At 66.3% G+C, this 12807-nt stretch carries 12 protein-coding genes; 6 read left to right on the plus strand and 6 right to left on the minus strand.

Annotation, left to right across the window (positions count from 1 at the left end; all coding sequences use genetic code 11):
* Positions 1–101: 101 nt before the first annotated feature.
* The 5 genes from CEJ42_RS22635 to CEJ42_RS22655 all read left to right on the plus strand — a co-directional run bounded on the left by CEJ42_RS22635 (position 102) and on the right by CEJ42_RS22655 (position 5730).
* Positions 102–1136: a branched-chain amino acid ABC transporter permease gene (locus CEJ42_RS22635; RefSeq protein ID WP_088752633.1), complete on the plus strand. Its 1035-nt coding sequence runs from the start codon at positions 102–104 to the stop codon at positions 1134–1136.
* A complete protein-coding gene (locus CEJ42_RS22640) occupies positions 1133–3013 on the plus strand; it encodes a branched-chain amino acid ABC transporter ATP-binding protein/permease (RefSeq protein WP_079217326.1) in 1881 nt (626 codons plus the stop codon). Before CEJ42_RS22635 ends, CEJ42_RS22640 begins: the two co-directional genes overlap by 4 nt.
* Complete coding sequence (locus CEJ42_RS22645) at positions 3003–3752, plus strand: ABC transporter ATP-binding protein (RefSeq protein WP_088752634.1); 750 nt, start codon at positions 3003–3005, stop codon at positions 3750–3752. The genes CEJ42_RS22640 and CEJ42_RS22645 overlap by 11 nt, the downstream gene beginning before the upstream one ends.
* 100 nt (positions 3753–3852) lie before the next feature.
* Complete coding sequence (locus CEJ42_RS22650) at positions 3853–4875, plus strand: ketopantoate reductase family protein (protein ID WP_088752660.1); 1023 nt, start codon at positions 3853–3855, stop codon at positions 4873–4875.
* Between the two features lie 81 nt (positions 4876–4956).
* Positions 4957–5730, plus strand: a complete 774-nt coding sequence (locus CEJ42_RS22655; protein WP_088752635.1) for a class II aldolase/adducin family protein — start codon at positions 4957–4959, stop codon at positions 5728–5730.
* Between the two features lie 27 nt (positions 5731–5757).
* On the opposite strand, the gene CEJ42_RS22660 is transcribed toward CEJ42_RS22655, so the two are convergent.
* The 6 genes from CEJ42_RS22660 to CEJ42_RS22685 form a co-directional block, all read right to left on the minus strand.
* Positions 5758–6057 carry a helix-turn-helix domain-containing transcriptional regulator gene (locus CEJ42_RS22660; protein WP_079217323.1) on the minus strand — a complete coding sequence of 100 codons (300 nt, stop codon included), beginning with the start codon at positions 6055–6057 and terminating at the stop codon, positions 5758–5760.
* Positions 6038–6385, minus strand: coding sequence for a type II toxin-antitoxin system RelE/ParE family toxin (locus CEJ42_RS22665; RefSeq protein ID WP_088752636.1), 348 nt, complete (start codon positions 6383–6385; stop codon positions 6038–6040). The genes CEJ42_RS22660 and CEJ42_RS22665 overlap by 20 nt, the downstream gene beginning before the upstream one ends.
* A 153-nt stretch (positions 6386–6538) precedes the next feature.
* Positions 6539–7405: an ABC transporter permease gene (locus tag CEJ42_RS22670; RefSeq protein ID WP_088752637.1), complete on the minus strand. Its 867-nt coding sequence runs from the start codon at positions 7403–7405 to the stop codon at positions 6539–6541.
* Between the two features lie 24 nt (positions 7406–7429).
* Positions 7430–8299 (minus strand): ABC transporter ATP-binding protein, encoded by an 870-nt coding sequence (locus CEJ42_RS22675; protein ID WP_088752638.1) that lies wholly within the window; start codon positions 8297–8299, stop codon positions 7430–7432.
* Positions 8280–9287 carry an ABC transporter substrate-binding protein gene (locus tag CEJ42_RS22680; protein ID WP_088752639.1) on the minus strand — a complete coding sequence of 336 codons (1008 nt, stop codon included), beginning with the start codon at positions 9285–9287 and terminating at the stop codon, positions 8280–8282. Before CEJ42_RS22680 ends, CEJ42_RS22675 begins: the two co-directional genes overlap by 20 nt.
* 1 nt (position 9288) lies before the next feature.
* Complete coding sequence (locus tag CEJ42_RS22685) at positions 9289–10329, minus strand: ABC transporter substrate-binding protein (protein ID WP_088752640.1); 1041 nt, start codon at positions 10327–10329, stop codon at positions 9289–9291.
* 477 nt (positions 10330–10806) lie between these two features.
* Here CEJ42_RS22685 and CEJ42_RS22690 point away from each other — a divergent pair, with 477 nt between their 5' ends.
* The gene (locus CEJ42_RS22690) at positions 10807–12708 is read left to right on the plus strand and encodes a potassium transporter Kup (protein ID WP_088752641.1); all 1902 of its coding nucleotides are present in this window, start codon (positions 10807–10809) and stop codon (positions 12706–12708) included.
* Positions 12709–12807 lie beyond the last annotated feature (99 nt).

Here is a 12807-nt window from a genome sequence, read left to right on the forward strand (position 1 = left end):
CGCCTTCGATACGCCGCAACGCGGTATATCGAAGGCGCGCCGGAATCCACATCGGAATCCGCATCGGAATTTGACCCGGAATTTGCATCAGGGAAGTCGCAATGAATCTTCAGATCGTGGCGTTGCTGGGACAGGACGGCATCACCAACGGCGCCATCTACGCGCTGCTGGCGCTGTCCATCGTGCTGGTGTTTACCGTCACCCGCATCCTGCTCATCCCGCAGGGCGAGTTCGTCTCCTTCGGCGCGCTCACCATGGGCATGATGCAGAACGGCCAGCCGCTCTCGGTGGCCTGGCTGCTGGTGGCGCTGTGCCTGGGCGCCGCCGCGCTCGACTTCTGCGACATGTGGCGCAGCGGCCGCCGCCGGCCCAGCCTGTGGCTGCCGGCCAAGCTGCTTTACGCCGTCGTCGTGGCGGGCGTGGCGCTGTCGTTCAATTTCAGCGCCGTGCCGATGCTGCTGCAGGTGGCCATGACGCTGCTGCTGCTGGTGCCGATGGGGCCGCTGATGTACCGCATCGTGTTCCAGCCCATCGCCGGCGCCTCGCCATTGGTGCTGCTGGTGGTGTCGATCGCGGTGCACGTGGCGCTGGTGGGCGTGGCGCTGCTGGTGTTCGGCCCCGAGGGCGCGCGCACCGCGCCGTTCACCGAGGCCGCGCTGGAGCTGGGCTCGCTGCGCCTGAGCAGCCAGGCGATCTGGGTCATCGGCGTGTCGCTGCTGCTGATCGTGGCGCTGTTCCTGATGTTCGAGCGCACGCTGTACGGCAAGGCGCTGCGCGCGGCCGCGCTGAACCGCATGGGCGCGCGCCTGATGGGCATTTCGCCGGTGTTCGCCGGCAAGGCCATGTTCCTGCTGGCCTCGCTGATCGGGGTGATGTCGGGCGTGCTGATCGCGCCCATCACCACGATCTACTACGACTCGGGTTTCCTGATCAGCCTCAAGGGCTTCGTCGGCTCCATCATCGGCGGGCTGGTGAGCTACCCGGCCGCCGCCGTCGGCGCAGTCGCCATCGGCCTGATCGAATCCTTTTCCACCTTCTGGGCCAGTGCCTACAAAGAGATCATCGTGTTCGTCCTGATCATCCCCATCCTGCTGTGGCGCTCGCTGACCAGCCGCCATGTGGAGGAGGAAGAATGAAGCGGCCCATCCCCGCGCGCGCCGTGCTGGGCGCGTTCATCCTGCTGCTGGCGGCGGCGCCCTTCGTGCTGCCCTCGTTCTACATGACCCTGCTCAACAACATCGGCCTGGCCTCGCTGGTGGTGCTGGGGCTGGTGCTGCTGAGCGGCGTGGCCGGGCTGACCAGTTTCGGCCAGGCCGCCTTCGTCGGCCTGGGCGCCTATATCTCGGCGGCGCTGTCGGCCAACGTGGTGCCGCTGCCGCAGGCGCTGGACTGGCTGCATTCGCCGTGGGCCGCGCTGTTCGTGGCGCTGGCGCTGACCGCGCTGCTGGCGCTGGCGGTGGGCGCGATCACGCTGAAGCTGTCTGGTCATTACCTGCCGCTGGGCACCATCGCCTGGGGCATCAGCCTGTACTTCATCTTCGGCACGCTGGAGAGCATGGGCGGACAGACCGGCATGTCGGGCATCCCGCCGATCACGCTGCTGGGGGCGTCGCTGTCGTCGGACCGCGCGATCTACGGCCTGATCTGGCTGGCCGTGATCCTGGGCGTGGCGGCGCTGAACAACCTGCTGGATTCGCGCGAAGGGCGCGCCATCCGTGCGCTCAAGGGCGGCATGGTGATGGCCGAGGCGATGGGCATCAACACCGCCCGCTCGCGCACCGTGATCTTCGTCATCGCGGCGGTGCTGGCGGCGCTGTCGGGCTGGCTGTACGTGCACATGCAGCGCTTCGTGAACCCGTCGCCGTTCGGCCTGGGCTTCGGCATCGACTACCTGTTCATGGCAGTGCTGGGCGGCGCCAGTTACGTCTGGGGCGCGGTGCTGGGTTCGACCGTGATCGTGGTGCTCAAGGAATGGCTGCAGGGCGTGCTGCCGGCGCTGCTGGGCCGTTCCGGCAACTTCGAGACCATCGTCTTCGGCCTGTTGATCGTGGTGCTGCTGCAGCGTTCGCGCGACGGCATCTGGCCTTACCTGGCCCGGCTGGTGCCGGTGCGTGCGCGCCGTATCGAGCTCGACCTGCAGGCCGAGCCGCTGCCGCGCCGTCCCATGCCCAATCCGAACGAGGTGGTGCTGGACGTGCGCGACGTCACGCGCCGCTTCGGCGGGCTGGTGGCCAACAACAACATGAACCTGAAAGTGGTGGCCGGCGAAGTGCTGGCGCTGATCGGCCCCAACGGCGCGGGCAAGTCGACGCTGTTCAACCAGGTCTCGGGCGTGGATACGCCGACCTCGGGCAGCGTGCAGTTCCGCGGCCATGAGGTCACCGGGCGCGGCTCGCGCCACATCGCCGGGCTGGGCATGAGCCGCAGCTTCCAGCATGTGCGCCTGATGCCGCGCATGACGGTATTGGAGAACGTGGCCATCGGCGCCTACCTGCGCGGCAAGCGCGGCGTGCTGGCGGCGATGCTGCGGCTGGACCGCCGGGAAGAAGCGCGCCTGCTGGCCGAGGCGGCGCGCCAGATCGAGCGCGTGGGCCTGAAGGAACAGATGTTCGAACAGGCCGGCGCGCTCTCGCTGGGCCAGCAGCGCATCCTGGAAATCGCCCGCGCGCTGGCCGCCGATCCCTGCCTGCTGTTGCTGGACGAGCCGGCCGCCGGCCTGCGCCTGGGCGAGAAGCAGGCGCTGGGCGACCTGCTGCGCAAGTTGCGCGCCGAGGGCATGGCGATCCTGCTGGTGGAGCACGACATGGACTTCGTGATGGAACTGGTGGACCGCATCGTGGTGATGGACTTCGGCCAGAAGATCGCCGAAGGCCTGCCCGAGGAAATCCAGAACAACCGCGCGGTGCTGGAAGCCTATCTGGGCGTGGCCGACGAGGAAGAGGGCGGGGCCGGGGCTGGTGCACAATCGGCGCCGCCACAGGCCGCCATCGCAGGAGCGCAACATGGGCAATAAGGTATTGGAAGTACGCGACCTGTCGGCCGCCTACGGCCGCGTGCAGGTGCTCTCGGGCATCAACGTCAGCGTCGAGCAGGGGCGGATCGTCACCGTCATCGGCCCCAACGGCGCCGGCAAGACCACGCTGCTGTCGGCCATCATGGGGGTGCTGCCTTCGCGCGGGGCGATGGCCTTCGACGGCGCGATTCGCACCTCGCCCGAGGTGGAAGACATGGTGGCCGCCGGCATGACGCTGGTGCCGGAAAAGCGCGAGCTGTTCGCCGAGATGAACATCGAGGACAACCTGGTGCTGGGCGCCTTCCACCGCTACCGCACCGGGCAGCGCGACTACCAGGACACGCTGGAAGAGGTCTACACGCTGTTTCCGCGGCTGCGCGAGCGGCGCACCCAGCTGGCCGGAACCCTCTCCGGCGGCGAGCGCCAGATGCTGGCGGTGGGGCGCGCGCTGATGGCCAAGCCCAGGCTCTTGATGCTGGACGAACCCAGCCTGGGCCTGGCGCCGCTGATCGTGCGCGAGATCTTCCGCATCATCGCGGAGCTGCGCCGGCGCGGCGTCTCCATCCTGCTGGTGGAGCAGAACGCGCGCGCCGCGCTGCAGGTGGCCGACTACGGCTATGTGCTGGAGAACGGCGAGATCAAGATGCACGGACCGGCCGGCCAGCTGGCCAACGACCCGCGCGTGATCGAAGCCTATCTTGGCCTCTCGGGCAAGCACCAGGACAAGCTGGCCGGCTGAGCCGGCGCAACATGAATGCAAACGGATAGACCGGCATCGCGATGCCGGCGGGGGCGGCTGTTCGCCCGCATCACACCACGCCAAACGCTGGATGAACGACATGAGCAATGAGCCAAGCACCGCAGCCGAGCCGCTGCGCATCTGCATCGCCGGCGCCGGCGCCATCGGCGGCACGCTGGCCGTCCGGCTGGCGGCAGCCGGCCACCACGTCAGCGTGCTGGCGCGCGGCAAGACCCTGCAGGCCATCCGCGAGAACGGCCTGACGCTGCATGATCTGCACGGCGTCACGCACGCGCGCCCGGCGGCCGACGACCGGCCCGGCTTCGGCGTGCAGGACCTGATCCTGGTGTGCGCCAAGAGCCAGGACATGGCCGGCCTCCTGCCGCAGCTGCAGCCGCTGATCGGCGAGCACACGGTGGTGGTGCCGACCAACAACGGCGTGCCCTGGTGGTACTTCCACAGGGAGGGCGGGCGTTTCGACGGCGAGCAGGTCAGGGCGGTCGACCCCGAGGGTGCGCTGGCGCGCGCCGTGCCGCTGGACAACCTGATCGGCAGCGTGCTGTTCATCACCGCCGAGGTGACGGCGCCGGGCGTGATCCGCTCGGTCAACCCGCACCTGATCGTGCTGGGCGAGCCTTCCGGCGCGATGAGCGAGCGCCTGCTGCGCGTGCGCGCGGCGATCGAAGCCGCGGGCATCGAGGCGCGCGCCACCGACCGCATCCGCGACAAGCTGTGGACCAAGATCATCGCCAACATCAGCACCAATCCGCTGTCGGTAATCACCCATGGCACGCTGGAGCAGCTCTACGGCCAGCCGGAGCTGCGCGAGGTGGTCACGCAGGTCATGCGCGAAGCGCTGCTGGTGGCGTCCAGCTACGGCGCGCGGGTGGACATCGATCCGCTCACTTTCGTGCAGCTGGGCGAGGCCATGGGGCCGTTCCGCACATCGATGCTGCAGGACCTCGAGCGCGGCCGTCCGCTGGAACTGGCGGCCATCGGCGACGCCGTGCTGGAGCTGGCGCAGCGTTATGCGGTGCCGATGCCGATCACGCGCGCGGTGGTGTCGCTGGCGCGCTTTCGCGGTCTGGGCGCGCAGCAGCAACACGCCGCCCGCGCGGCCTGAAGAGGATCCGGGGACGCGGCCGCGCCGGCATTTCACCTCGCGCGGCCATATCAATCACAGACAGAGTTCGGGAGTTTGACGATGAGCATCATGCAATACAGCTACGGCGCCGACCAGCCGGCCCATTGCAGCGACGAGGAATGGCGCCTGCGCATCCAGCTGGCGCATTGCTACCGCCTGGTGGACTACCTCGGCTGGACCGAGATCATCTTCAACCACATCTCGGCGCGCCTGCCGGGCGCGGAGCATCACTACCTGGTCAATCCCTTCGCGCTGAACTACAACGAGGTGACGCCGGCCAACCTGCTCAAGGTGGGCCTGGACGGCCAACTGGTCGAGCCGTCGGACTACAAGGCCAACCCGGCCGGCTTCGCCCTGCACAGCGCCATCCACGGCGCGCGCGACGACCTGCACTGCGTGATCCACACGCACACCACGCCGATCTCGGCGGTGACGATGAAGAAGTCCGGCTTCGAGCACAACGACTTCTACGGCGCGCAGCTGTTCGGCCGCATCGGCTATCACGACTTCGAGGGCATCACCCTGTTCGCCGACGAGAAGGAGCGCATGCTCAACAGCCTGGGCCAGAAGCACATCCTGGTGCTGCGCAACCACGGCGTGGCGGTCTGCGAGCGCGATATCCAGCGCGCCTTCTTCCTGCTGTGGACGGTGCAGCGGGCAGCCGAGATCCAGGCCGCGGGCCGGGCGATGGGCGGCGAAGACGTGCAACTGGCCGACGAGGTGCGGCAGAAATGCGCCGACCTGACGCAGCAACTGATCCGCAATGACGGGTTCGCGGTGATTTTCTTCGAAGCCATCGTGCGCAGGATGCTGAAGGCGCAGAGGCTGGTGTAGGCGGGACGCTGCGGGCGGAGGGGATGTTCAGGTTTGCGAGAGCGGCTTGACCTGCAGGCCCAGTCCCATCGCCTTGAGGATGGCGGTGAGGCTGTTCAAGCCAGGATTGCCCCTGGACGACAGCGTGCGGTAGAGCTGGGTCGGGTTCAGGTCGGCGCGCTCCGCCACGGCCTGCACGCCGCCGAAGGCCTGTGCCAGCTGGCGCAGCACGATCAGCAGTTCGGACTGGTCGCCGTCTTCCAGGATGTCGTTGATGACGGCCAGCGCGAGGGCCGGATCCTTGCGGTACATCTCGGCCATCACATCGTCATTTGGTCTGCTTCTCATGATCGTATCTCCTCAGCCAATCCTTCCAGCACGCGACGGCGCGCGCGATGTCGGCGTCCTGCCTGCGTTTGTCGCCGGCGCATAGCAACAGCACGATATGTCCGTCGGCGCAGGCAAAGTAGACGCGGTATCCCGGCCCGGTGTCGATGCGCAATTCCCACACGCCGTCCCGGCAAAACTTGTGGTCGCCGAAATTGCCGCCTTCCATCCGGATCACCCTGCGAATTATCGCCAGTCTGGCATGTTGATCCTTCAGGCCTCCCAGCCAGTCGCCATAGTGGTTATGGCGCTGATCGGCGGTGATGTAGTGCTCGACGCGGTAATTCATTTTCGTTTATTGACGAATTCTGGTCAAGTCGGAGATGTTTGCGACTCATCATCCTCGCAGCGCTTGCGTCAATAAAAAAGGACGGACGCCCAAACAGGCATCCGTCCTCGGAAAGCGCCGACATGCGCTCAGGGATTCTTCGGCGTCATGCGCTCAGCGCTGCATGCCCCAGCGCTTCACGGTCGCGCGCTCCAGGGTGTTGAACACCAGGTTTTCCACCAGCAGGCCGATGATGATCACCATCGCCAGTCCGGCGAACACCTTGTCCGTATACAGCTCGTTGCGGTTCTGGAAGATGTACCAGCCCAGGCCGCCTTTGCCGCTGGTGGCGCCGAACACCAGTTCGGCGGCGATCAGCGTGCGCCAGGCGAAGGCCCAGCCGATGCGCAGGCCGGCGAGGATGGAGGGCAGCGCCGCCGGCACCAGCACCTGCAGCACGAAGGACAGGCCCGTGAGGCCGTAGTTGCGGCCGGCCATGCGCAGCGTGTCGGACACGCCGAGGAAGCCCGCATAGGTGTTCACCGCCAGCGCCCACAGCACCGAGTGCACCAGCACGAAGATCAGGCTGCCCTGCCCGAGGCCGAACCACAGCAGCGCGATCGGCAGCAGCGCGATGGCCGGCAGCGGGTTGAACATCGAGGTCAGCGTGCTCAGCAGGTCGCGGCCGAACTGGGTCGACACCGCCAGCGTGGTCAGCACGAAGGCCGCGACGATGCCCAGCACGTAGGCTTTCAGCAGCACCTGCAGGGACAGCCAGGTCTTGTTGAGCAGCTCGCCGGTAGCCAGGCCTTCGAAGAAGGCTTGCGCGGTCTGGCCGAAGGTGGGCAGCAGCAGGTCGTTGTTCTGCCAGCGGCCGATGGCTTCCCACAGCAGCGCCAGCAGCACCAGGATCACGCCCTTGCGGATCCAGGCTTGCTGCCAGATGCGCTGCGGCAGCGAGAAACGGCGTTCCAGCGCGAGACCGGGCAGGGGCGCGAGCGGGATTTCATACTCTTCGCGGACGGGGGGAGTCAGGCTCATGGTGAAATTCCAGTGGCGGCGCGCTCAATAGGAGAAGCGCACATCGCCGAAGTTGATCGGTGGTTCGGCTGCCGCAGGCGGCGCGCCGCCCTCGTCGAACAGCAGGCGGTGGATGCGCTGCGCGGTCTGCTGGAAGCCGGCGCCGCCCAGGCTGGAGAGGTCGTACTGGTGGCTGTTGATCTCGGCGCGCACGCGACCCGGATGCGGCGAAAGCAGCAGGATGCGGTTGCCGACCACCAGCGCCTCTTCGATCGAGTGGGTGACGAACAGCAGCGTGAAGCGCACCTCGTCCCACAGCGCCAGCAGCTCTTCCTGCATCTTGCGGCGGGTCAGCGCATCGAGCGCGGCGAAGGGCTCGTCCATCAGCAGCATCTTGGGTTGCATGGCCAGCGCGCGGGCGATCGCCACGCGCGCCTTCATGCCGCCGGAGAGCGTATGCGGGTAGGCGTCGGCGAAGCGCGCGAGGCCGACCTTGTCCAGGTAATGGCGGGCGCGCTCGGCGGCTTCGCGCTTTTTCAGCGTCTTCGAGGCCAGCAGCGGGAACATCACGTTGGCGAGCACCGTCTTCCACGGCGGCAGCTGGTCGAACTCCTGGAACACCACGATGCGGTCCGGCCCCGGATGGCGCACCGCCTGGCCGTCCAGCCGGATCTCGCCGGAGGCCGGCGGCAGGAAGCCGGCTACCGATTTGAGCAGGCTGGACTTGCCGCAGCCCGACGGGCCCAGCAGCACGAAGCGGTCGGCCGGATGCACGCCGAAACTGACCTCATGCGTGGCCTGCACCACGGCCGAGGCGGTGCGGTACTGCAGGCTGACGCGGTTCACCTGCAGCAGCGGCGAGGAGGCCTGGGCGGTTGCCGAGACGCTGGCCGTTTCAGCTGCCGGGTTGTGCATATGCTTCCTCGAAGAAGTAGTCTTTCCACGACGACGAGCGGTTCTTCAGCACGCCGATCTCATGCAGCTTCTCGGCATAGACGAAGCTGCGCTCGGGCGAGACGGTGAAGTTGATCTCCGGATCCTCGACGATCTTGCGCACGAACTCCGGCGACAGCTTGGACTTCTGCACGCGGATGAAGGTGTCGGCGGCTTTGGCCTTGTTGTTGCGGATGAAGTCGGCCGCTTCCACCAGCGCGTTGTAGAAGGCGCGGTAGGTCTTGGGATTCTCGTCGTGGAACTTCTGCGTGGTGTACAGGAAGTTGAAGGTGGCCGGGCCGCCCAGGATGTCGTAGGAGCTGATCACCTTGTGCACGTTCTTGTTTTCCAGCGCCTGGTACTGGAACGGCGGGCTGGAGAAATGCGCGTTGATCTCCGAGCCGCCGGCCAGCAGCGCGGCGGTGGCGTCCGGATGCGAGAGGCTGACGGTGATGTCGTCGAAGCGCTTGTAGTTCTCCTTGCCGTAGAGCCTGGCGGTCTCGATCTGCAACGTGCGCGACTGGAAGCCGACGCCCGCGGCCGGCACCGCGATGCGGTCCTTGCTGCTGAAGTCCTTGACCGTCTTCACGTTCGGATTGTTCGACAGCAGGTAGTTGGGCATGGAGCCCAGCGAGGCGATCGCCTTGACGTTCTGGCGGCCGCGCGTGCGGTCCCACAGCACCAGCGCCGGCGGCGCGCCGGCCGAGACCACGTCGAGCGCGCCGGCCAGCAGCGCCTCGTTCATGCCGGTGGCGCCGGACAGGCTGTTCCACTCGACCTTGATGTCCAGGCCTTCCTTCTTGCCCTGCTTTTCGATCAGCTTCTGGTCCTGCACTACGTCCAGGATCAGGTAGCCGATGCCGAACTGCTGGGCGATGCGGATCTGGCCTTCGGCCTGCGCATTGGCGGCCAGCGCGAGGGTAATGAGGCCGGCGGCGACGGCCGGGATGAATGTGCGTGCGAACGGCATGTCAGCTGCCTCCCTGGATATGGGCGTCGTCGAAGAAGTAATCCTTCACCGACGCCGGTTTGTTCTTGATGGCGCCCACGCGGTGCATGAATTCGGCCAGCCCGTAGGTGTTTTGCGGGCCGATCTTGAACTGCACCTCGGGGTTCCTGATGATCTGCAGCAGCAGCTTGCGGTCGGTGTTGCCCTTGTTGACCTTGAGGTAGATGTCGGCCGCTTTCTCCGGATTGGCCGAGATGAACCTGGCCGCTTCATCCAGCGCGCCGACGAAGGCGCCGTAGGTCTTGGGGTTGTCCTTGCGGAATTTCTCAGTGGCGTACAACACCGTGGCCGAGGACGGGCCGCCCAGCACCTGGTAGGAGTTGAGCACGATGTGGGCCTTGGGATTGCCGGCCAGCTCCTGTTCCTGGAACGGCGGGTTGCCGAAGTGGCCGGTGATCTCGGTGCCGCCGCTGATGATGGCGGCGGTGGCGTCCGGATGCGGCACGGCCACGCTGATCTTGTCCAGCTTGTTGTACTGGGCGTCGCCCCACAGCTTGGCCGACGCGTACTGCAGCACGCGCGACTGCACCGACACGCCCACCGCCGGCAGGGCGATGCGGTCCTTTTCGGTAAAGTCGGCGATGGTCTTCACGTTGGGGTTGTTGCTGACCAGGTAGTACGGGAAGTTGCCCAGCGAGGCCACGCCGCGCACGTTCTGCTTGCCATAGGTGCGGTCCCAGATGGTCAGCAGCGGCCCCACGCCGGCGCCGGCGATGTCCACCGAGCCCGACAGCAGCGCGTCGTTGACGGCCGAGCCGCCCGAGAGCTTGAGCCATTCGACCTTGATGTCGACGCCGGCGGCCTTGCCGTGCTTCTCGATCAACTGCTGGTCCTGCGCCACGTTCAACAGCAGGTAGACGATGCCGAACTGCTCGGCGATGCGCAGCTGGCCTTCGGCGTGCGCCGCGGGCGCTGCGGCCAGCAGCGGCAATGCCAGGCCGGCCGCCAGGGTTTGGGTAATGAGGCGCCGGAGACGTCCCGGGGCGGGGCGAGCTGGTTTCATGGTGTCCTGTTCCGATGGATGGGCCGGCGGGCGACCGGCGAGGATGGCTTAGAACCGTCTTGCCAGAAAATCGCGGTTCTTTATTCGTTCGGAGTATATAAAGGGCAGGGCGGAAAGAAAAACTCGATTACCGCATATCCATATGAGGCTGCCGTATAGGGTGAAAAGCCTTGCCGGACAAGGGCTGGCGCGTCGCAGGCGGGACTTTTGCGCAAGCTTGACGCCAGGAAAATCCGCAACCGCGATCTTGCCCCGTTGTCAAGTTTCCGATGCCGCGGGAGAGGCGGCGGCGCAACGCCGGTGGCGCGGACCGGGCATTTTGATCGCGCCGCGGGTAGAGTGCGATAAAGTACGCCTCCTGCCGGACCGATGGCCCGCCCGCCGCATTTCCAGGCATGCCCTGCGCATCGCTGCACCCGATGGATACGCAGGCGCCGCGGCCCTCCGGCAACAATTTGAAGAAGCAAAGGGAGCCCGATGAGTTCGTCTCACACCAATCCGAATCTTTCCTTCCGTTCGCAGAAGCTGCACCTGATCACACTGGCCGCCCTCGGGGTGGTGTTCGGCGACATCGGCACCAGCCCGCTGTACGCGCTCAAGGAATGCTTCAGCCCCGACCACGGTATCGCCTTTTCTCCCGACGCGGTGCTGGGCATCATCTCCATGCTGTTCTGGGCGATCACCATCGTGGTGACCATCAAGTACGTGCTGTTCGTGCTGCGCGCCGACAACAACGGCGAAGGCGGCGTGCTGGCCCTGATGGCGCTGTCGCTGCGGTCGGCCGTCTCAGGCTCGCCGCGCGCCAAGCTCCTGATGATGCTGGGCGTGTTCGGCGCCTGCATGTTCTACGGCGACGTCGTGATCACGCCGGCCATCTCGGTGCTGTCGGCGGTGGAAGGCCTGGAGATCGCCGCGCCGCAGACCTCGCACGTGGTGATCCCGCTGACCATCACCATCGTGATGGTGCTGTTCCTGATCCAGCGCCACGGCACCAGCGTGGTGGGCAAGTTCTTCGGGCCGGTGATGTTCGTGTGGTTCCTGTCGCTGGCGCTTCTGGGCCTGTACAACATCACCAAGGCGCCGGAAGTGCTGGTGGCGATCAATCCCTACTACGCTGTGCGCTTCATGCTGGACCATTCGCTGCAGGCCTTCATCGTGCTGGGCTCGGTGGTGCTGGTGCTGACCGGCGCCGAGGCGCTGTACGCCGACATGGGCCACTTCGGCATCAAGCCCATCCGCTACGCGTGGATCTTCACGGTGATGCCGTCGCTGCTGATCAATTACTTCGGCCAGGGCGCCAACCTGATCGCCAACCCTGATGCGATCAAGAACCCGTTCTACCTGATGGTGCCCGACGCGCTGGTGCTGCCCATGGTGCTGCTGGCGACCTGCGCCACGGTGATCGCCTCGCAGGCGGTGATCTCGGGCGCCTTCTCGCTGACCAGCCAGGCCATCCTGCTGGGCTTCGTGCCGCGCATGCGCATCCTGCACACCTCCGAAGATGAACAGGGCCAGATCTACATCCCGCTGATCAACTGGATGCTGCTGGTGGTGGTGGTGGCGGTGGTGCTGGCCTTCAAGAAATCCGACAACCTGGCCGCCGCCTACGGCGTGGCCGTGACCACCACGATGGTCATCACCACCATGCTGCTGGGCGTGGTGATGCGCCATATCTGGAAATGGAAGATGCCGGCGGTGGTGGTGGCCATCGGCTGCTTCCTGGTGGTGGACGTCGCCTTCTTCGCCGCCAACCTGCTCAAGCTGACCGAGGGCGGCTGGTTCCCGCTGGTGATCGGCGGCGCGGCCTTCTTCCTGCTGATGACCTGGTACTCCGGCCGCATGCTGCTGCGCATGCGCATCAAGGACGACGGCATCCCCATCGAGCCCTTCATCGAAGGCCTGCTGGCGCATCCGCCGCACCGCGTGGGCGGCACCGCGGTCTTCATGACCGGCAATATCGCCACCGTGCCGGTGGCGCTGCTGCACAACCTGAAGCACAACCGCATCCTGCACGAGCGCGTGTTCTTCCTGAAGATCAGTATCTGGGACGTGCCCTACGTGGCCGACAGCGAGCGCCTGACCATGAAGGACCTGGGCGGCAACGTCTACCTGCTGCGCGCTTCCTTCGGCTTCAAGGAGACGCCGGAAGTCAACAAGGTGATGGCGCTGGCCGAGCAGCAGTTCGGCCATCACTTCGACCTGATGGACACCTCCTTCTTCCTGGCGCGCGACACGGTGGTGCCGAGCAAGCTGCTGGGCATGTCGCTGTGGCGCGAGCGCCTGTTTGCCTGGATGTACCAGAACGGCGCCAAGCCTTCGGACTTCTTCAATATCCCGGCCAACCGGGTGGTGGAGCTGGGGACCAAGGTGGAAATCTGAGGCGGGCGTTCCGGGCCTCCGACAGCAAAACGGCGATGAGTGATCATCGCCGTTTTTGTTTTTGCCGGGCCCCTGTCATCCCGCGCAGCCATGCCGGCG

The sequence above is a fragment of the Herbaspirillum robiniae genome (genome assembly GCF_002213415.1).
In the GTDB taxonomy this organism is placed as follows: Bacteria; Pseudomonadota; Gammaproteobacteria; order Burkholderiales; family Burkholderiaceae_D; genus Herbaspirillum; species Herbaspirillum robiniae.